Source organism: Lysobacter cavernae (genome assembly GCF_042648505.1).
Taxonomy (GTDB): Bacteria; Pseudomonadota; Gammaproteobacteria; order Xanthomonadales; family Xanthomonadaceae; genus Lysobacter_L; species Lysobacter_L cavernae.
Genome location: NZ_JBHRXK010000002.1, coordinates 257,534 through 278,466 on the forward strand (window position 1 = coordinate 257,534; position 20,933 = coordinate 278,466).

At 67.9% G+C, this 20,933-nt stretch carries 12 protein-coding genes; 5 read left to right on the forward strand and 7 right to left on the reverse strand.

The annotated features are described in order from the left end of the window. Positions 1–23 precede the first annotated feature (23 nt). Entirely contained in the window at positions 24–3,458 is a 3,435-nt protein-coding gene (locus ACFOLC_RS05615) for an amidohydrolase family protein (protein WP_386758249.1), read from the forward strand. A gap of 107 nt (positions 3,459–3,565) precedes the next feature. Continuing rightward, positions 3,566–3,910: a hypothetical protein gene (locus ACFOLC_RS05620; protein ID WP_386758250.1), complete on the forward strand. Its 345-nt coding sequence runs from the start codon at positions 3,566–3,568 to the stop codon at positions 3,908–3,910. A 181-nt stretch (positions 3,911–4,091) separates the two neighbouring features. On the opposite strand, the gene fghA is transcribed toward ACFOLC_RS05620, so the two are convergent. The 3 genes from fghA to ppc form a co-directional block, all read right to left on the reverse strand. Then, positions 4,092–4,922, reverse strand: coding sequence for an S-formylglutathione hydrolase (gene fghA / locus ACFOLC_RS05625; RefSeq protein WP_386758251.1), 831 nt, complete (start codon positions 4,920–4,922; stop codon positions 4,092–4,094). Positions 4,923–5,022: 100 nt separating this feature from the next. Beyond that, positions 5,023–6,132 carry an S-(hydroxymethyl)glutathione dehydrogenase/class III alcohol dehydrogenase gene (locus ACFOLC_RS05630; RefSeq protein WP_386758252.1) on the reverse strand — a complete coding sequence of 370 codons (1,110 nt, stop codon included), beginning with the start codon at positions 6,130–6,132 and terminating at the stop codon, positions 5,023–5,025. A 166-nt stretch (positions 6,133–6,298) separates the two neighbouring features. Beyond that, the gene (gene ppc / locus ACFOLC_RS05635; protein WP_386758253.1) at positions 6,299–9,064 is read right to left on the reverse strand and encodes a phosphoenolpyruvate carboxylase; all 2,766 of its coding nucleotides are present in this window, start codon (positions 9,062–9,064) and stop codon (positions 6,299–6,301) included. Positions 9,065–9,234: 170 nt separating this feature from the next. Between ppc and ACFOLC_RS05640 the strand changes: the two genes are divergently transcribed. Continuing rightward, a complete protein-coding gene (locus tag ACFOLC_RS05640; protein ID WP_386758254.1) occupies positions 9,235–10,884 on the forward strand; it encodes a hypothetical protein in 1,650 nt (549 codons plus the stop codon). 33 nt (positions 10,885–10,917) lie between these two features. On the opposite strand, the gene ACFOLC_RS05645 is transcribed toward ACFOLC_RS05640, so the two are convergent. Then, positions 10,918–12,309, reverse strand: coding sequence for a glutamate--cysteine ligase (locus ACFOLC_RS05645; RefSeq protein WP_386758543.1), 1,392 nt, complete (start codon positions 12,307–12,309; stop codon positions 10,918–10,920). Positions 12,310–12,654: 345 nt separating this feature from the next. Between ACFOLC_RS05645 and ACFOLC_RS05650 the strand changes: the two genes are divergently transcribed. Both ACFOLC_RS05650 and ACFOLC_RS05655 read left to right on the forward strand, forming a co-directional pair. Continuing rightward, the gene (locus ACFOLC_RS05650) at positions 12,655–13,350 is read left to right on the forward strand and encodes a VIT1/CCC1 transporter family protein (protein ID WP_386758255.1); all 696 of its coding nucleotides are present in this window, start codon (positions 12,655–12,657) and stop codon (positions 13,348–13,350) included. Positions 13,351–13,412: 62 nt separating this feature from the next. Beyond that, a complete protein-coding gene (locus ACFOLC_RS05655; RefSeq protein ID WP_386758256.1) occupies positions 13,413–14,465 on the forward strand; it encodes a LacI family DNA-binding transcriptional regulator in 1,053 nt (350 codons plus the stop codon). A 146-nt stretch (positions 14,466–14,611) separates the two neighbouring features. Here the strand turns inward: ACFOLC_RS05655 and ACFOLC_RS05660 are convergent, their stop codons facing one another. The 3 genes from ACFOLC_RS05660 to ACFOLC_RS05670 all read right to left on the reverse strand — a co-directional run bounded on the left by ACFOLC_RS05660 (position 14,612) and on the right by ACFOLC_RS05670 (position 20,900). After that, entirely contained in the window at positions 14,612–16,273 is a 1,662-nt protein-coding gene (locus ACFOLC_RS05660) for an alpha-amylase family glycosyl hydrolase (RefSeq protein WP_386758257.1), read from the reverse strand. A gap of 109 nt (positions 16,274–16,382) precedes the next feature. Then, positions 16,383–17,876, reverse strand: a complete 1,494-nt coding sequence (locus ACFOLC_RS05665; protein WP_386758258.1) for an MFS transporter — start codon at positions 17,874–17,876, stop codon at positions 16,383–16,385. A 234-nt stretch (positions 17,877–18,110) separates the two neighbouring features. Further along, positions 18,111–20,900: a TonB-dependent receptor gene (locus tag ACFOLC_RS05670; RefSeq protein WP_386758259.1), complete on the reverse strand. Its 2,790-nt coding sequence runs from the start codon at positions 20,898–20,900 to the stop codon at positions 18,111–18,113. Positions 20,901–20,933 lie beyond the last annotated feature (33 nt).

Genomic DNA, 20,933 nt, shown 5'->3' on the forward strand with positions numbered 1-20,933 from the left:
TTGTCCGTCCGCATGGCCCTTGCATGAACCCGACCCGCCGTCTGCTCGCCGTCGCGCTCGCCAGCGCACTGTCCTTCCCTGTCGCCGCCCAGCAACCACCGCCGTCGCCCGCACCCGACAAGGACGCCGCGCAGCTCGAGCAGGACGCGCTCGATCCCGCCGGCACCGATCCGGCCAAGGCCTCGACGCAGACCGCCAAGGGCCGCAGCAAGCCCGGCGAGGACGCCAAGGACGAGAAGAAGTGGGACGTCAGCGCACCGCACGGTGAAACCAAGAGCGTGCGTTTTGATACCGACGAAGGCACCTGGATGGACGTCGATGTCTCGCCGGACGGGCGCGAGATCGCCTTCTCGCTGCTCGGTGACCTGTACCGGCTGCCGATCGGTGGCGGCCGCGCGCAGCGCGTGACCAGCGGCCCGGCCTGGGACGTGCAGCCGCGCTGGTCGCCCGACGGCCGCGAGCTGGCGTTCACCTCCGACCGCGGCGGCGGCAACAACTTCTGGCGCATCCGTGCGGACGGCAGCCACGCCACGCAGGTGACGAAGGAAGACTTCCGCCTGCTCAACAACCCGGCGTGGACGCCCGACGGCCAGTACCTCGTCGGCCGCAAGCACTTCACCGGCGAGCGCTCGCTGGGCGCGGGCGAGCTGTGGCTGTACCACATCGGCGGCGGCGGCGGCCTGCAGCTGACCAAGCAGAAGAACGACCAGCAGGACCTCGGCGAACCCGCCGTGTCGCCGGACGGCCGCCACGTGTACTTCTCCGAGGACGTCACCGGTGGGCCGCAGTTCGAGTACAACAAGAACCCGCACGACGTGATCTACGCGATCAAGCGCCTCGACCGCGACAGCGGGCGCATCGAAACGCTGGTCAGCACGCCCGGCGGCGCGGTGCGGCCGCAGCCGTCGCCCGACGGCAAGTCGCTGGCCTTCGTCAAACGCGTGCTCGAGAAGTCGGTGCTGCACGTGCTCGACCTCGCCAGTGGCCAGGTGCGGCCGGTGTGGGACGGCCTGTCGCACGACCAGCAGGAGGCGTGGGCGATCTTCGGCCCGTACGCCAACTTCGACTGGACGCCGGACTCGAAGTCCGTGGTGATCTGGGCGCAGGGCAAGCTGTGGCGGGTCGACATCGCCAGCGGCAAGCAAACCCATATCGCCTTCAACGCCGAGGTCGAGCAGACCGTCACCGCGCCGCTGCGCTTCACGCAGCAGATCGACGAAGGCACGTTCGCGCCGAAGATGATCCGCGACGTCGCCACCTCCGCCGACGGCCGCACGCTGGTCTTCCACGCCATCGGCCAGCTCTGGCGCAAGCGCCTGCCCGACGGCCGGCCCGAACGCCTGATGTCCAACGACGGCGTGCACGAGTACCAGCCCAGCTTCAGCCCGGATGGGCACAAGCTGCTCTACACCACCTGGTCCGACGCCGGTCTCGGCGCGATCTACGTGCGCGATGCCGGCGGCGGCGGGGCCGGCAAGCGCCTCACGCAGGAGAAGGGCTTCTACTACGGCCCGCGCTTCTCGCCGGACGGACGCCGCATCGTCTACAGCAAGTCCGGCGGCGGCAGCCTGACCGGCTCATTGTGGGCCGGCGACAAGGGCATCTACGTGATGCCAGCCGACGGCGGCAAGGCCGTGCGCGTGGCGCTTGAAGGCGAGACGCCGCAGTTCAGCGCCGACGGCAAGCGCGTGCTCTATCTCACCGGCGGCGGCCTCAAGAAGAAACTGATGTCGGTCGGCCTCAACGGCGAGGACGCGCGCGAGGTGTTCGACCTCAAGTACGTCGACTCGGTAACCGTGTCGCCGGACGGCAAGTGGGTGGCCTTCACCGAGCTGTTCAACGCCTATGTCGCACCGATGGCGAGCACCGGCAAGGCAATCGAGTTGGGCAAGGACAGCAAGGCGCTGCCGGTCACCCAGGTCAGCGCCGATGTCGGCAGCTACCTGCACTGGGCGGCCGACTCGAAGTCGCTGCACTGGATGGTCGGTGACCGCTACTTCTCGCGCGACCTGAGCCAGAGCTTCGCCTTCCTGCCCGGCGCACCGGAAGAGTTGCCCAAGCCGACCGCCAACGGCGGCATCGCCGTCGGCCTGAGCGTTGCGGTGGATGCGCCCCGCGACGTCGTCGCCTTCACCCACGCCCGCGTCGTCACCATGCGCGATGCCGAGCGTACGCAGGAAGTGATCGAGGACGGCACCGTGCTGGTGCGCGGCGACACCATCGAGGCGGTCGGCGCGAACGTGGCCATTCCCGCCGGCGCGCGCGTGATCGACGCCGGTGGCAAGACGATCGTGCCTGGCTACATCGACGTGCACGCGCACGCCGCGCATTTCGGCCAGGGCGTGGTGCCGCAGCAGAACTGGGCGTACTACACCAATCTCGCCTTCGGCGTGACCACGATGCACGACCCGTCGGCGACGACCGAGTTCGTGTTCTCCGAGGCCGAGCTGCAGAAATCCGGGCGCATGGTCGGCCCGCGCATCTTCTCCACCGGCACGATCCTGTACGGCGCCGACGGCGACTTCAAGGCGGTGGTCAACTCGCTCGACGACGCGCGCAGCCACCTGCGCCGGATGAAGGCCAACGGCGCGTTTTCGGTGAAGAGCTACAACCAGCCGCGCCGCGAGCAGCGCCAGCAGATCAACACCGCTGCGCGCGAGCTGGGCATGCTGGTGGTCGAGGAAGGCGGCAGCACCTTCCACCACAACATGACCATGGTGCTCGACGGCGTCACCAGCATCGAGCACAACATCCCGGTCGCGCCGCTGTACAAGGATGTGGTCGAGCTGTGGCGACAGACCGACGTGCGCAACACGCCGACGCTGGTGGTCAGCTATGGCGGCCTGTCCGGCGAGTACTGGTGGTACGCGCGCGACAACGTCTGGGAGGACAAGAAGCTCAACCGCTTCTTCCCGCGCGAGACGCTGGACGCGCGCAGCATCCGCCGCGAGACCGCGCCGGACTGGGACTACTGGCACGTCGAGGTCGCCAAATCGGCCAAGAAGCTGCGTGACGCCGGCATCAAGATCCAGGTCGGCGGCCACGGCCAGTTGCAGGGCCTGTCGCCGAACTGGGAAATCTGGATGCTCACCCAGGGCGGCTTCAGCAACTTCGAGGCGCTGCGCGCGGCCACCATCGACGGCGCCGACCTGCTCGGGCTGTCGGGCCAGATCGGTTCGCTGGAGGCTGGCAAGCAGGCCGACCTGGTGGTGCTCAACGGCAACCCGCTGGAGAACATCCGCAGCACCGCCGACACCCGCTACGTGATGGTCGACGGCCGCTTGTTCGACGTCGACGCCGACATGGCCGAGATCGGCAACCGCGCGGCCAAGGCACCGGTGTTCTACTGGCAGCAGCACCGCGATGGCCGGACGTTCGGTGTCGAGTTCGGCCCGACCGCGGTCTGCCATTGCCCCAAAAGCGGACACGGCCACGGTGCGCACGCGCATCTCGATTGATGCCACGCGTGATCACCCGCGCCAGCGCATCGTGCCGGCGCAGTGCTTTCACGGCGGGCCAATACCGGCCCGCCTAGACTGCAGTCATTCCCACCCGAGATCAGCGCATGGCCACCCGTTACTACCTCAGCCTGCCCGACGCACAACGCGCCCGCGGCAGCGACCCGACGCTGTCGTTCACGGCGGTCAGCGCCGAGGGCTTCGCCGAGCAACTGCAAGCGGCGCTGCGCGAAGGCGCGCTGTTCGAACGCTGGAAGGCGCAGCAGGACGACCCCGACGCGGTTGAACCGGCGCTCGGCGCGACCGACCCCGATGCCACCGTGCAAGGCCAGCAGGACGACCTGCACATCGACCTGGTGGTGACCTCCAGCATTTCCGGCGAGGTACTCAAGCAGCGCCTGCGCTGGCTGGCTGGCAGTGCCTGGGAACTGCGCGACGTAACTGCCGCCTGAGTTGCCATTCCCCTCTCCCTCCGGGGTGAGGGGCTGCGCTTGCGAGCCATTGGCTCGCGCAGCACTGAACGCCTTCGCGTCCACGCGATGGCATTCGCGAACATGCGGGTCTGTGATGCCTGTTACCCCGCCGGGAGAATGGCTACAAACTCGACCGGCGAAGGTTGAACCAACACCTGCTTCAGCCGTGCAATGCCTGCGCGTGGTAGGCGATGTGTTCACCGATGAAACTGGCGATGAAGTAATAACTGTGGTCGTAGCCCGGCTGCATCCGCAACTGCAGCGGGTGGCCAGCCTGCGCGCAGGCCGCCTGCAGCAACTCCGGGCGCAGTCGGTCGACGAGGAATTCGTCGGCCTCGCCCTGGTCGATGAGCAACGGCAACCGCTCGCTGGCCGCGATCACCAGTTCGCTGGCATCCCATGCTTTCCACGCATCGCGGTCGTCGCCCAGGTAGGCAGCGAACGCCTTCTCACCCCACGGCGTGCGTGACGGCGCCACGATCGGAGCGAACGCCGAAACGCTGCGGTAACGCCCGGGGTTTTTAAGCGCGGCAAGCAACGCGCCGTGCCCGCCCATCGAATGCCCGCTGATGCCACGCGCATCGCTCGCCGGAAAATCCGCTTCGATCAGCGCTGGCAATTCATCGACCACGTAGTCGTGCATGCGGTAATGCGTGGCCCACGGCGCCTGCGTGGCGTTGACGTAGAAGCCGGCGCCCTGGCCGAGGTCGTAGCCGTCGGCATCGGCGACGTCGGCACCGCGCGGGCTGGTGTCGGGCGCGACCAGGATCACGCCGTGCTCGGCGGCGTAGCGCTGCGCACCGGCCTTGGTGATGAAGTTCTGCTCGCTGCAGGTCAGGCCGCTGAGCCAATACAACACCGGCAGCTTCTGCGTGGCCGCCTGCGGCGGCAGGTAGATGCCGAAGCGCATCTCGCAGCCGAGCGTGTCGGAGTGGTGTGACCAGACCTGCTGCGAGCCGCCGAAGCAGGCGTGTTGTTCGATGCGTTGCATACGTTGCCCCGATTTGTCATCCCGAGCGCAGCGAGGGATCTGCTGTCGTCTTCGTTTAGAAGCGGAGGCATATCCCTCGCTTCGCTCAGGACGACAGTGGTCAGTAATGGATGACGGAACGGATCGACTTGCCCTCGTGCATCAGGTCGAAAGCGTCGTTGATCTCGTCCAGCGGCAGCGTATGGGTCACGAATGGCGCCAGCTCGATGTCGCCGCGCATCGCATCCTCGACCATGCCGGGCAGTTGCGTGCGGCCCTTCACGCCGCCAAACGCCGTGCCCATCCACTTGCGGCCGGTGACCAGCTGGAACGGCCGCGTGCTGATCTCCTGGCCGGCGCCGGCCACGCCGATGATCACCGACTGGCCCCAGCCGCGGTGCGCGCACTCCAGCGCCGCACGCATCACGTTGATGTTGCCGATGCACTCGAACGAGTGATCCACGCCCCAGCCGGTCATCTCGACGATCACCTGCTGGATGGGCTTGTCGGAGTCCTTCGGATTGACGCAGTCGGTCGCCCCCATTTGCCGCGCCAACTCGAACTTGCTCGGGTTGGTGTCGATGGCGATGATGCGCCCGGCCTTGGCCTGGCGCGCGCCCTGGATCACCGCCAGGCCAATGCCGCCGAGGCCGAACACCGCCACCGAATCGCCCGCCTGCACCTTGGCGGTGTTGTGCACGGCCCCTATCCCGGTGGTGACGCCGCAGCCGAGCAGGCAGACCTGCTCGTGGTTGGCCTGCGGGTTGATCTTCGCCAGCGACACCTCGGCCACGACCGTGTACTCGCTGAAGGTCGAGCAGCCCATGTAGTGGTAAATCGGCTCGCCGTTGTAGGAGAAGCGACTGGTGCCGTCCGGCATCACGCCCTTGCCCTGGGTGGCGCGCACCGCCACGCACAGGTTGGTCTTGCCCGACTGGCAGAACAGGCACTGGCCGCACTCGGCCGTGTACAGCGGGATGACGTGGTCGCCCGGCTGGACGCTGGTCACGCCCTCGCCGACCTCGACCACCACGCCGGCGCCCTCATGGCCCAGCACGCACGGGAACAGGCCTTCCGGATCATCGCCGCTGAGCGTGAACGCGTCGGTGTGGCAGACGCCGGTGTGGCTGATCTTCACCAGCACCTCGCCGGCTTTCGGCGGAGCGACGTCGATCTCGACGATCTGCAAGGGCTGGCCGGGGGCGAAGGCGACGGCGGCACGGGATTTCATGGGGGGACTCCTGCGGATGCACAGGCGCCAATTCTAGTTGTCGAGCGCAACGGGCGCGTGGCACTAGCGGGCGAATGCCATGCCGGTGGCGTGCAGGATGGCGCTGCACCGCGACCCGGATCGCCCGATCCGCCCTTTCGCCTGGCCTTGGCACGCGTAGCGTGTCTCAGCCGGTGTTCTGGATGCCCGCCGAGATCCCGTTCACCGTCGCCACCAAGGCCTGCAGCAACGCGTCGTCCGGCCGGCCGGCGGTACGCCAGCGTGCCAGCAGGTCGACCTGCAGCAGGCTGATCGGGTCGACGTAGGGATTGCGCAGGCGGATCGACTGGCGCAGGCGATAGTCGCCGGCCAGCAGTTCGTCGCTGCCCTTGATCGTCAGCACCGCGTCGCGGGTGCGCTCGAACTCGGCGGCGATGCCGGGGTGGAAGCGTGCATGCAGCTCGCCGGACAACAGCGAATAGCGCTCGAAGATGCCGGGCTCGGACTTGGCCAGCATCATCTCCAGGTCGTCGATCAGCGTGCGGAAGAACGGCCAGTCGCGCGCCATCTCGGCCAACAGGTCGCGGCCGTGTCGCTGCAACGCGCGCTCCAGCGCGGTGCCGACGCCGTACCAGGCGGTCAGCCCGGCACGGTTCTGCGACCAGGCGAACACCCACGGGATCGCCCGCAACGAGGTGATGCCGGCCCGAAGTGAAGCCGAAGGGTCACCATCGCCGCTGCGCTTGCTCGGCCTCGAACCGATGCGCAGCCGCTCGATCACGTCGATGGGCGTGGCGGCGCGGAAGTACGCCGGAAAATCCGCATCCTCGTGCACCAGCGCACGGTAGTGCACGCGTGCGTCATCGGCGAGCTCGGCGGCAACCTCGCGCCAGCCGTCGCCGCGCGGGTCCGGCGTGCGCGGGCGCAGCGTCGCGCGCAGCACCGCGCCGGCGGTCTGCTCCAGGTTGCGCAGGGCGATCGCACGGATGCCGTACTTGCGGTGGATCACCTCGCCCTGCTCGGTCAGGCGCAGGTAGCCGTCGACCGAACCGCGCGGCGCGGCGATCACCGCGCGCTCGGTCTTGCCGCCGCCGCGGCTGATCGAACCACCGCGGCCATGGAAGAACGCGATCTGCACGCCGCATTCGCCAGCCAGCCGGGTCAGCGCGGTCTGCGTGCGATGCAGCGCCCAGCGCGAGGCGAGCATGCCACCGTCCTTGGCGCTGTCGGAATAGCCGAGCATCACCACCTGACGATTGCCGCGCGCCTGCAGATGCCGCCGGTAGACCGGATCGGCGAACAGTGCCCGCAGCGTGTCGGGCGCGGCGTCGAGATCGTCAACGGTCTCGAACAGCGGCGCGACGTCGAGCGGCACGCGGCCCTCGCCGTCGATGCAACCGGCGATGCGCGCCAGTGCCAGCACCGCCAGCGCATCGGCGGCGCTGCGGCTCATGCTGACGATGTAGGGCCCGAATGCACGCGGGCCATAACGCGGACGCAGCCGTGCCACCGCGCGGAAGACTTCCAGGGTCGGTCGCGCATGGCCGTTGCCGACACTCGGCGCGGGCATGCTGCCATCCAGCAAAGCATGCAACCGCGCGGCGCGTTCCTCGCGGCTGCGCGCCTCCCATTGTCGATCGCCGAGCAGTTCCGCCAGTGCCGCATCGTGCGTGCCCGAGTCCTGGCGCAGGTCGAGGCTGGCGAGGTGGAAGCCGAAACACTCGATGCGTCGGCGCAGCCGCTGTACCGAAAACGCGCCTGCGTGCTCGCCCTGGTGCGCGCGCAGGCTGTCCTCGACCGTCTTGATGTCGGCCAGGAATGCGGCTGCGTCCGGATAACCGTTGACGTGGTCCTCGGCGGTCGCCTTCAGCCGCGCGCCGATCAGCACGAGCAGGTTGCGGTAGGGCATGTCGGCGTGACGCGGGCGCAGGCTGGCAGCCGCGTTCGGCAGCAGGTAGCGGTACTCCTCGATGCGTGCCCGCACCTCATCACTGACCGTGACACGTTCGCTCGACTGGCTCAGCAGTTCGGCCAGCGCGGCGACCTCTTCGCGGTATTTTCCCAGCACCAGCGCACGTTGACCGGCCAGCGATGCCGCGATGGTGTCGGCGCCGACGTTCGGATTGCCGTCCATGTCGCCGCCGACCCAGGTGCCGAAACCCAGCACGTTCGCCAGCGGCACGGACTCGCCGTAGCTGCCGCGCAACGCGTCCTCGAACAACTCGTAGAACACCGGCAGCACGCGGTACAGCACTTCCGACAGGTAGAAGCCGACGTGCTCGAACTCGTCGGCAACGCTGGGTTTCACCGGCGGCGTTTCCGCGGTCTGCCAGCTCGCGGTCAGGGCCAGGCGGATGCGCTCGTGATCGGCGCGGCGCTCATAAGGCGTGCGGCCGCGGTCGATGTCGTCGATCAGGCAGTTGACGATCTGTCGTTCCTTTTCCAGCAGCGCGCGGCGCACCGCCTCGGTCGGATGCGCGGTGAACACCGGCTCGATGCGCAACCGCGCCAGCAATGCGGCCAGTTCCTCCAGGCTCACGCCCTGCGCGGCCAGAGCCGCGAACACCTCGCGCAGGCTGCCCGGTTGCGCGTCGGCGCCGCTGCGCTCGTAGTCGCGACGGCGGCGGATGCGATGCACGCGCTCGGCGACGTTGACCGCCTGGAAGTAGGTGGCAAACGCGCGCACCAGGTCGCCGGCATGCTCCAGCTCGGTGCCGGCCAGCTCGGCGGCCAGCTCGGCCACCGGCGCATTGCGCTCGCGGTGGCCGATCGCGGCACGGCGCAGGCGCTCGACTTCGGCCAGGAACTCCGGGCCGCGCTGCTCGGCGAGGATGTCGCCGACCAGCGCGCCGATGATCTTGACGTCCTCGCGCAACAGGGCGTCGGTCGGGGCAAACTCGACCACACGCAGGGGTTCTTCGGAGGCTTCCACGGGCTCGGCGGCTGGATTCATCCACCGAGCCTACCGCACTGCAACATTTGCCGGCGATGGTTACACGCGCAACGGATTGCCGCGGGCTCTGGCCTGTGGGACGTGCCACATCGCCCCCATCGACGTGCGCCACGACCGGTCGCCTGCCGTGTTCACGTTATTGCTGGTTTGACTGTCCCCGGGTACTCATCATGCTCCGCCTGCTCACGCTGTCACTGCTGTTGCTCGGTTGCGCCGTGCTGTCCTCGTGCGAGGGCCCGTCCACCCGCACCGATGTGGCCGGGCCGCCGCTGTTCGAGACCTTCGGCAATCTGCACCGCGACATCGACACGCCCGTGCCCGCTGCGCAGCAATATTTCGACCAAGGCCTGCGCCTGGCCTACGGCTTCAACCACGAGGCCGCCGGGCGCGCATTCGCCGAGGCCGAGCGCCTGGACCCGAACTGCGCCATGTGCGCCTGGGGCCGTGCGCTGGTGCTGGGCCCCAACATCAACCTGCCGATGGCGCCGGAACTGGCCGCCGACGCGACCATGTTCGCCACCCGCGCGAAGAACCTCGCCGCACGGGCGCGCCCGGTCGATCGCGCGCTGATCGATGCGCTGGCGCAGCGTTACGCCACGCCCGCGCCGGACGACCGCAGGCCACTCGACGAGGCCTACGCGCAGGCGATGGCCGAAGTGGCTCGGCAATACCCGGACGACGACGACGTGGCGGTGCTGTACGCCGAGGCGCTGATGGATCTGTCGCCCTGGGCGTACTGGGCGCCCGACGGCCAGCCGACGCAGTACACACCGCGCATTGTCGACACGCTGGAGCGCGTGCTGCGGCGCAACCCCAAACACATCGGTGCGATGCACTACTACATCCACGCCGTCGAGGCCTCCACCGACCCCAAGCGCGCCGAACCCTACGCCGACCAGCTGGCCGCGCTGGCGCCGGGATCGGGTCATCTGGTGCACATGCCGGCGCACGTCTACATCCGCGTTGGCCGCTACCACGACGCGACGCTCAGCAACTTCGCCGCCAGCTCCGCTGACAAGGCGTTCCTGGCCGTGTGCCGTGGCAGCAACGGTGCCTATCCGCTGGGCTACGTGCCGCACAACTGGCACTTCGCCGCGATGACGGCGGCCCTGCACGGCTCGCGCACGCTGGCGCTGGAGGCGGCCGACCAGACCGCCCAGCGCGTGGACCCGGCGCAGATGGAGGCGATGGCCTTCATGCAGCAGTTCGTGGTCGCGCCGCTGTTTGCGCAGGTGCGTTTCGGTGAGTGGGACAAGATCCTCGCCACCCAGGAACCGCCGTCGGAGCTGCCCTACCCGCGCGCGGTCTGGCACTTCGCGCGCGGCATGGCCCTGGTGCGCCAGCGCAAGGCCGGTGAGGGGCAGAGGGAATACCTCAAGCTGCAGGCCATCGCCCGCGATCCAGCACTGCAGAAAGTGATGCTGTTCGACATCAACCGCGCCGACCACGTGCTGGCCGTCGCCGACAGCATGCTGCGCGGCGAGATCGCCCTGGCACGTGGTGACCGCAAGGGCGGGATCGCCGCGCTGCGCAAGGCGGCGACGGCGGAAGATCAGCTCAACTACAACGAGCCGCCCGACTGGCCGCTGCCGGTGCGCCCGTACCTGGGCGCGGCATTGCTGGACGCCGGCCGCGCCAAGGAGGCGATGGCGGTCTACGACGAGGACCTGCGCAAGTACCCGGAAAACGGTTGGTCGCTGTACGGCCTGTCGCTGGCGCAGGCCAGGCTCAAGCAGACCGATACCGCCGCCAACACGCGCCGCCGCTTCAACGCGGCCTGGCAATGGGCGGACGTCCAGCTGGAGTCGTCGCGGTTCTGAGGTTGCGGCACCCGGTGCCGCAGCGCGCGTCACTCAGTACGCGAACTGCGTGAACACCGGGTCGACGTTGCCACCCCAGGCGCCATGGAAGAGTTCGAGCTTGCGTTCGGCCGGGGTGATGCCGGCCTCGACGAACTCCATCATCGGCGCGAGGTAGACCGACTCGTCGGCGCCGTTGCTGTTGTGATGGGCGCGGCGCTGCAGGCCATGCGCGGAGATCTCCAGCGCGCGCCGGGCCAGGTCGAGCACGCTGCCGCGGCGGAACGGCAGCTTGAGCGCATGCTTGGGCACGCCATCGCGCAAGGCGTGGCGCTCGGCCAGGGTGAAGTCGCGGACCAGGTCCCAGGCGGCGTCGAGCGCGGTGTCGTCGTAGAGCAAGCCGACCCAGAACGCCGGCAGCGCGCAGATGCGGTTCCACGGGCCGGAGTCGGCACCGCGCATCTCCAGGTATTTCTTCAGCCGCACCTCGGGGAAGGCGGTGGTGCTGTGGTCGGCCCAGTCGCGCAGCAGCGGCCGCTGGCCCGGGTAGGCCGGCAGCTTGCCGTCGAGGAAATCGCGGAATGATTGCCCGGACGCATCGATGTAGTGACCGTCGCGGTAGACGAAGTACATCGGCACGTCGAGCAGGTAGTCGACATAACGCTCATAGCCGAAGCCGTCCTCGAACACGAAGTCGAGCAGGCCGGTGCGGTTCGGATCGGTGTCGGTCCAGATGTGCGAGCGGTAGCTCAGGTAACCGTTGGGCTGGCCCTCGGTGAACGGCGAGTCGGCGAACAGCGCGGTCGCGATCGGCTGCAGCGCCAGCGACACGCGGAATTTCTTGACCATGTCGGCTTCGGAGCCGACGTCGAGGTTGACCTGCACGGTCGAGGTGCGGGTCATCATGTCCAGGCCGAGCGAGCCGACCTTGGGCATGTACTCGCGCATGATCTTGTAGCGACCCTTGGGCATCCACGGCATCTCGTCGCGGCGCCACTTGGGCTGGAAGCCCATGCCGAGGAAGCCCAGGCCCATCGGCTCGGCCACCGCGCGCACCTCCTTGAGGTGGCTGGAGGTCTCGCAGCAGGTGTCGTGCAGCGTCGCCAGCGGCGCGCCGGACAGCTCCAGTTGGCCGGCCGGCTCCAGCGACACCGAGGCCTGCTCGCGACTGAGCGCGATGACGCGCTGCGCGCCATCATCGGCATGTTCCGTCACCGGCGACCAGCCAAACCGGGTCAGCCCCTTGAGCAGCGCCTCGATGCCGCGCTCGCCGTCAAACGTCGGCGGGCGCAGGTCGTCGCTGCGGAAGCCGAACTTCTCGTGCTCGGTACCGATCTTCCAGTCGGAGCGCGCGCGCGCGCCCGAGGCCAGATAGTCGATCAGCTGCGTGCGCCCCTCGGCTCCCGCGGCAATGGCAATTTCCTTGACCTGACTGGGACCGGACACAGACACCTCGCACATGGAACCCCTCTGCAAGGCCCGATGCCCTGCTCGCGCGATGAAGCCACGGCGCGGAAGCGGCCGCGACACCGCGGCAGCGGATGTCGTCGTCCTGACTGCGATGTTGGGACGCCGCCCCTGATCGCAAGTCCCGGGCAGTGTAGCGGCCGGCCCGGGGCGAACAATGCCGGTCTTGCAACGCTGTAGTGCGAGCCGCCCACTGGCAGCGGTCGCGGCCCGCGTGCTGGCGCGCCCAGTCCGCCGGCGCATCCTTGGGTATACGCTGCGGCCATGAATCTGAATGCCTCCCGCCGCGACGCGGCCGCCACTGTCGATACCGCAGGACCTGCGATGCACCCATTGCACCGGGAAACCCACCGCTCCGGCCGCGTCGGCTGGTTGCGCGCGGCGGTGCTCGGTGCCAACGACGGCATCGTCTCGGTGTCCGGCCTGGTGGTCGGTGTGGCCGCGAGCGGCGCGACCCATTCGGCGGTGCTCTTGAGCGGCATCGCCGGTGTGGTCGCCGGGGCGATGTCGATGGCCGCCGGCGAGTACGTGTCGGTGCAGTCGCAGGCCGATACCGAGCGCGCCGACATCGACCTCGAACGGCGTCAGCTGGCGCAGGCGCCGCAGTACGAGCTCAACGAGCTGACCCACATCTACGTCCGCCGCGGCCTGCAACCGGAGCTCGCCCGGCAGGTCGCCGAACAGCTCAGCGCCCACGACGCACTGGCGGCGCACGCGCGTGACGAACTCGGCATCACCGAGACGCTGCGTCCGCGCCCGGTGCAGGCAGCGCTGGCATCGGCGACGGCGTTCAGCAGCGGCGCGACGCTGCCGATCGCAGCGGTGCTGCTGGCGCCAGCCGGACAGGTAGAACCGATCACCATCACGGTGACCCTGGCCAGCCTGTTCCTGTCCGGCGCCCTGGCCGCGCGCGTCGGCGGTGCCCGCGTCCTGCGCGGTGCGTTGCGGGTGGTGTTCTGGGGAGCGCTGGCGATGGTGGCATCGTCGCTGGTCGGACGGTTGTTCGGCATCGCCACCTGAGACACCGATGCCGTGCCGCGTTGCGGCATGCCTTGTATCGCCGCGCTCACTACACTGCTGCCATGTCGCAACTGCAGCTCCCTTCGCGCAGCAAGAAGACCAAGACCACCTCGTTCGACATTGCCCACAAGGCCGGTGTCTCGCAGGCGACCGTGTCGCGGGTGCTGCGCGGCAGCCCGCTGGTCAACGCCGAGACGCGCCAACGAGTCGAGGCCGCCGTGCGCGAGCTCAACTACAAGGTCGACCGCCATGCCTCCAGCCTGCGCACGCAGCGCTCGGGCACGCTGGCGCTGCTGCTGTTCGAGGACCCGACTCCGGACGAATCGCACATCAATCCGTTCTTCCTGTCGATGCTCGGCTCGATCACCCGTGCCTGCGCGCGCGAGGGCCAGGACCTGCTGATCTCGTTCCAGCAGCTGTCAGACGACTGGCACGCCGACTACGAGGACAGCATGAAGGCCGACGGCCTGATCCTGCTCGGCTACGGCGATTACCTCGCGTACCAGGGCAAGCTGGAGAAGCTGGTCGCGCAGGGCACGCGCTTCGTGCGCTGGGGTGCGGTGCTGCCGGACCAGCCGGGGCTGTCGATCGGCTGCGACAACTTCAACGGCGGGCGCCTGGCAGGCGAGCACCTGGTCGGCCTCGGCCGCCGCCGCATCGCCTTCCTCGGCGGCGCTTCCAGCCACAGTCCGGAATTCTTCGACCGCTTCCGCGGCTGCGACGCCGCACTGCGCGAAGTCGGCGGCGCGATGGAAGCGATCCTGCAGGTGGATGCGGAAAGCTCCGAGGAAGACGGCTACGCCGCCGCCGGCGAGCTGCTGGCACGCGGCGGCGCCTTCGACGCGGTGTTCGCCGCCAGCGACCTGATCGCGCTTGGCGCGATGCGCGCCCTGGCCGACGCCGACCTGCGCGTGCCCGAGGACATCGCCGTGGTCGGCTTCGACGACATCCCGATGGCGCGCTTCGCCACGCCGCCGCTGACGACCGTGTTCCAGGACACCAAGCGCGCCGGCGAACTGCTGGTGGAGACCCTCATGCGCCAGGTCATGGGCGAGACGACGCAGAGCATCACGCTGCCGGCGTCGCTGGTGGTGCGCAAGTCGAGCGGGGCGTAGCAGCAAGAGCGCCCCCTCTTCCGTCCTTCGGGCACCTTCTCCCACAAGGGGAGAAGGAAAAGCGATTCGATCGAAGCTCGGGTTATCCCTCTCCCCTCGCGGGAGAGGGATAGGCCGCCGCACGCGGCCAGGGAGAGGGATCGCAGTCAGCGCGGCCGCTTCACCCGCATCGCCTTGCCCAGCTCGCGCCGCAGCGCCGCCTGCGTCACCGGTGCGTCCAGCAGATACACCTCCACCCCATGCGCCGGCACCGTCGCCGTCAGCGTGCTGCGTTCGCCGACCACCACTTCGCCACCGCCGATGGCGGCGCGCCATTGGCCCGGCTGCAGCCAGTGCTTCACTTCGAACGGCGCCGGCTGGCTGCCCTTGTTGAGCAGCACCAGCGCGATCTGTGAAACGCCCTCGTGCTGGTAGACGCGATAGAACGCGGCACGATCGCTCTTCATCAGCACGTTCAGCTGCAGGCCACGCTGTAATGCCGGCGACGCCGCCCGCAGCTTGGCGATGCGCTTGAGGTTCTCGCGGATCGGATGCCCGACCGCAGCGTCAACGCGGTCCTGGCCGAAGTAGTTGCGATTGCCGGCATGCTCGGCGCGGCCGCGCATGAAGCCGACCTCCGAGCCGTAATACACGACCGGGATGCCGCGCGCGGTGAACAGCCAGTTGTTCGCGTCGATGAAACCGTCGTCGCTGGCGTCCATGCGCGGCATGTCGTGGTTGTCGTAGAAGGTCATCAACTCGTACGGGTTGGCGTACGGGCCGTCATCGAGGTACAGCCGCGGCGGCAGCTGCTCGAATCCCTTGCCTTCGCGTCCGAACACCTGCGCCATGCGTTCCTTGAGCGGGAAATCGAGCACGCTGATCGCGCCGTTCTGCTGCCATGTGTGTGGCGCGATCTTGTCGGGGTGGTACTCGAAGTTCTCGCCGAACATGAAAAGGCCCGGGCGCTGCGCGCGCATGCGGTCGGCGAACTGCTTCCAGAACGCGTGCGGCATCCAGCCGATGGTGTCGATGCGCAGCGCGTCCGCGCCCTGCGACAGCCACTGCAGATAGGCGCCGGACAGGTAATCGAGCACCGCCGGGTTGCGGTCGTCGAAACTCGCCAGCTCGGCGATCTCCACCTGCGTGCGGAAGAACGCGTGCAGCGGGTTGTGCCCGGGGTCGAGCTGTGCCGGCGACAGGTTCTGGTGGTCGGCGACAAGCTGGCCGTCGCGGTCGAACACCTGGCCGAACTTGGGCAGCTGTTTTGGCATCGTGAACGCGGGCGAGCCGTGGTTGCCGACGATGTCGAGCACGACCTTCAGCTGCTGCCCGTGCATGGCCTGGGTGAAACCGGCGAAGTCGAGGCCCGGGCTGGGCAGGTGCTCGTCGAGCTGGTAGAAGTTCACGCCCCAGTAGCCGTGGTAGCCGGTCTTGCCCTGGTCGGTCCAGAAGCTGCCCCAGCTGACCGGCTTGCCGCCGGTGAACGCCGCATCGGGCTGGTCGACGATCGGCGTGATCCACACCGCCGAGAACCCCATGTCGCGGATGTAGCCGGCGTTGTCGATCACGCCTTTGAAGTCACCGCCGAGGTAGCCGATGTTGTCGCTCTCGCCGTCCGGGCCGGGAACGGGCCGGTCGAAGCTGCGCGTGGCCGGGTCGGGGCCGCCTTGTTCGCGCTGGTCGTTGCTCGTGTCGCCGTTGACGAAGCGGTCGGTGACGACGAAGTACACCGCTTCGCTGGCGAACGGTTCCAGCGTGCCGTAGTAGTCGGCGGCCGACACGGTGGCGCTGGCGAGCAACAGGGGCAGCAGGGTCAATCCGCGCATGCGAGTTCCAGGGTTTCCGACAGTAGCCCCGGTAAGCGCAGCGCACCCGGGGAGATGTTGGATGCGCAACACCCGGCTGCGGCCTCCGGCCTTGCCCGGGCTACGCACGTCATTTCGAGGCGACCGCGGCGACGGCCTGTATCCGCGGCTCGTGCACGCGCAGAACGCACAGGCCCGCCACGATCAGGCTGATGCCGCCGATGGTCAGCGCCTGGATCGGCTGCCCGCCGAAGAAGGCCTTGAGCAGGAACCCCAGCAGGCTGGCCGCGACCAGTTGCGGGATGACGATGAAGAAATTGAAGATGCCCATGAACACGCCCATCTTTTCCGCCGGCACGCTGTCGGACAGCAGCGCATACGGCAGCGACAGGATCGAAGCCCAGGCGAAGCCGACGCCGACCATCGACAGCAGCAGCCAGTGCGGGTCGCGGATCAGCAGGAACGACATCAGGCCCAGACCGCCGAGGCTGACGTTGATCAGGTGGCTCATGCGCAGGCCGATGCGGCGCACCATCCACGGAATCACGATGGCCGCCAGCGCGGCGAAACCGTTGTACGCGGCGAACAGCACGCCGACCCAGTTGGCGCCCTCGTTGTACAAGGCCGAACCGGTGTCGCTGCTGCCGTAGTGGACACCGGTCACCGCGGCCGTGGTGTAGATCCACATCGCGAACAGGGCGAACCAGGAGAAGAACTGCACCACCGCCAGTTTGCGCATCACCAAAGGCATGTCGTGCAGGTCGCCGACGATGTGGGCGAAGGCGCTGTCGCGGGACATCAGCGTGACCACGACCAGGGCCAGGCCGTAGCCGGCGAGCAGGCCGGCGAGGATGTAGAGCTGCTTGTCGAGACCGTAGTGCAGCACCGCGAATGCCGCGGCCGCGCCGAGCGCGAGCCAGCCCAAACCGTTGCGGCGCGCGCGCGCGTGGTCGAGCGGCCGCTGCGGCGGGCGCGGCAGGGTGTCGTGCGCGCGCAGCACCTCCGGTGGGTACTCTCGCGTGCGCACGACGGTCCAGCCGACCGCCAGCAGCAGCACCGCGCCGCCGAAGTAGAAGGCATAGCGCACCGTGTCCGGCACCTCGCCGGGGCCGGCGGTGTTGCCGACGCCGGCCTGCGCCAGCAGCCACGGCAACAGGCTGGCGATGACCGAGCCGATGCCGATGAAGAAACTCTGCATCGCGTAGCCGCTGGCGCGCTGCGAGGTCGGCAGCTGGTCGCCGACGAAGGCGCGGAACGGCTCCATCGAGATGTTGATCGACGCGTCGAGCACCCACAGCAGGCCGGCGGCGATCCACAGCGTCGGCGAGTTGGGCATCGCGAACAGCGCCAACGTCGCCAGCACCGCGCCGATCAGGAAGTACGGGCGGCGCCGGCCCAGGCCGGTCCAGGTGCGGTCGGACAGGTAACCGACGATGGGCTGCACGATCAGCCCGGTCAGCGGCGCGGCGATCCACAGCACCGGGATGTCGTCCATGCTCGCGCCGAGCGTCTGGAAGATGCGGCTGACGTTGGCGTTCTGCAGGGCGAATCCGAACTGGATGCCGAGGAAGCCGAAGCACATGTTCCATATCTGCCAGAACGACAGCTGCGGTTTGGACGTCATTCGTGGGCGTGCTCGGTGGTGTCGCCGGCCAGGCGATTGGGTAAGGCCGTCATCCCCGCCGAAGCGGGGGTGATGGACCGCGCTTGTGACATGCATTGAAGTGCATGTCACGCGGCTTTGAACGCCATCGCGCCTTGCGCGATGGCCGGGGATCGTCAGACCCCGTGACTTTCACCCCTTTCGGGGTGAGAGCCAAGTCGCTCCCGCTCACGCGGGAACGGCAGCACCGGTGCTTCAGAACTTCGCCGCAAAGCGCAGCCCGTACATCCGCGGGGTATTGAGATAGCGGATATTGACCGAGTTGTTGACGAAGCCCTTGCCCGAATAGACCTCGTCGGTGAGGTTGGACACGAAGGCATCCATGCGGAAGCGCTCGTCCTCGCCGAAGTTGAGGCCGGCCGACAGGTTCAGCGTGGTGTAGCCGTCAACCTTGTCGTTCATCGCCAGACCGGTCGCGGCCGGGCCGGCGCCGGCCGGGTTGGAGCCGTTGTTGAAGGCCATCTGCGCCAGCGGGATCTCGATGACGTTGCCGTTGGCATCCTCGCCCCAGCCGCGGCTGTTGTACGCGGTCAGGTAGTAGTCGGAGCGATAAGCGAGGTTGATGGTCCAGTCGAACGAACTCACCGCGCCCCAGTTGACGCCGATCGTCTGCGACAGATTGACGTTGGCGTTGTACTTGGAGGTGTTGGGCAGGCGGTTGCCGTCAAGCGGGACGATCAGGCTGGAGCGCGTGTCCAGCACGTCGGAGTCCTTGAACTCGGTGTCCAGGTACGTGAAGTTGTAGCCCAGGCTGAGGCCGTGGTCGAAACCGAAGCGGCCTTCGAACTCCGCACCCAGTACGTTGGCGTCGGCGGCGTTGTCGTTGAGCACCTGGCGCGACACCGCGTTCGGGTTGTCCGGCGTCGGCATCGGCACGTCGATCATGTTCTGCAGCACCTTGTCCTTGTAGTCGTAATAGAACAAGGCGGCGTTGAAGCGCACCGGCATTTCGCCCCAGACCAGGTCGCTCTTGTAGCCGACCTCGTAGGAGGTGAGTTGCTCGGGCTTGAAAGTGATCGACAGCAAGGTACCGTCGGCCAGCGACATCGGCCGGTTCAGGCCGCCCGAACGCGTGCCGGTGGACACCGTCGCATACAGCATCTTGGCGTCATCGAAGTCGTACTCGGCGCCGACGCGCCAGTCGACGTAGCTGTCGTCGTAGACGCTGATGCTGGTCGCGCCCGGGCCGTAGTCCGAGCGCGTGATCACGTCGATCTGGTCGCGGTAGGCGTTGAGGAACTCGTCCCAGTTGTCCTGGAAGCCCAGGCTGGCGAAACCGTTGAGGAAGTAGTCGATGCCGTTGCTGCAGCCGGCGGTGGTAGCCGGGGTCCAGTCGTTGTTGGTGCACACGGTCGGCACCGGCATGCGGTCGCCCGGGTCGCGCAGCTTGAAGCCCGGCGACAGCAGGGTCAGGCCGGTGGTCCACGGCGTGGTGGTGGTGTTCGGCGGCACCCCGAAGAAGTCCTCGAACAACGCATCGGGCACGACGAACTGGTATTTGACGTGACGATCGCGCGCGGTCTTCTTGTCGTCGGTGTAGCGGATGCCGCCGAGCAGGCGCAGCTTGTCGGTCGCCGAGAACGTGAAGTCACCATAGACCGCGTTGGACTGGACCTTGGAGCCGTCACCGCGGTTCTCGCCGCCGAGACCGTCCTGCCAGCCGCAGGTGGTGCCGGGCGCGAACCACTCGCAGTCACCCCAGTAACCGTTGCCGACGTCCCACGACACGTAGTCGTACGTCTCCTCGTAATTGAACACGCCTGCCGACCAGATCAGGCGACCGGTGTCGCCGAAGAAGCGCAGCTCGTTGGTCGTGGTACTGGACTTGTCGGCCTGCATGAAGGTGTCGGACCACTGCAGGCGTTCCGGATTGTGATACGCCTCGACCTCGCTGCCCGGGTACACCGGACCCAGCTGCCACTCGCGCGAGGAATTGCGGTTGTAGAAGTCGTACTTGCGGTAGGAGGTGCTGAACTCCATCGACACCGCATCGGTGAAGTCGTATGTGAAGGTGCCGGAGATGCCTTCTATGTCGTTGGTGGTCTCGCCCTGGGTGCGGAAGTACTGCTTGAACGGGTCATCGAGGTCGTCGATGTCGTAGCCGGCGGACTGCGCGCGCTCGGTGAACATGCCCGGGTCGCCGGTGCCCTCTTCCTTGACCTTGTCGAGCATGACAAAGGCCGAGAACTTGTCGTTGGGTTCCCACAGAAACGTCACGCGCGCGGCCGAGTTGTCGATCGCGCCCGGGCCTTGCAGGTCGAACGGATAACCGTTGCTGATGTAGGAGTCGCGCGACTCGTTGAACAACGCCACGCGCGCGGCCAGCGTCTCGCCGAGCGGAATGTTGACCGTGCCCTCGTAGCTGCGGAAGTCGTAGTTGCCCGCGCCGATCTTGAGGTCACCGCTGAAGGCGTCCATCTCCGGCCGCTTGGAGATCACGTTGATCGAACCGGCAGCGGCGTTGCGGCCGCGCACCGTGCCCTGCGGGCCCTTGTGCACTTCCACACGCTCGACGTCGAAGAACATCGGACCGATCGAGCGCGGCCGCGGCAGGTAGATGCCGTTGTAGTAGGTCGCCACCGCCGGGTCGGACGAGAAGTCCGAGTCGGATGCGCCGATACCGCGCAGGTAGATCTCGTACTTGCCTTCCTGCTTGGTGATCTGCAGCGCCGGCACCACGTTCTGCAGGTTGCGGAAGTCGGTGTTGACGCCGAGTTTTTCCAGCTCGTCGCCGGTGAACGCCTGGATCGAACCGGCGTATTCCTGGATCGACTGCTCGCGGCGGTTGCCGGTCACGGTCACCGCATCGAGCTCGTGCGCGCCCGGCGTGGCCGCCGGCTGCGCCGCGACCGTGTCGCTGGCCGCCTGCGGTGCAGCGGCGGCCTGATCGGCGGCCCACACGGTCCAGGAACTGCACAGGCCGAACGAGGCCAGCGCCACGGTCAACAGATTGGGTTTCAATGAAGCCGATTTGAATTTCAACATGCCCCCTCCCAGAAGCGGTGTCGGTGTTCTGTC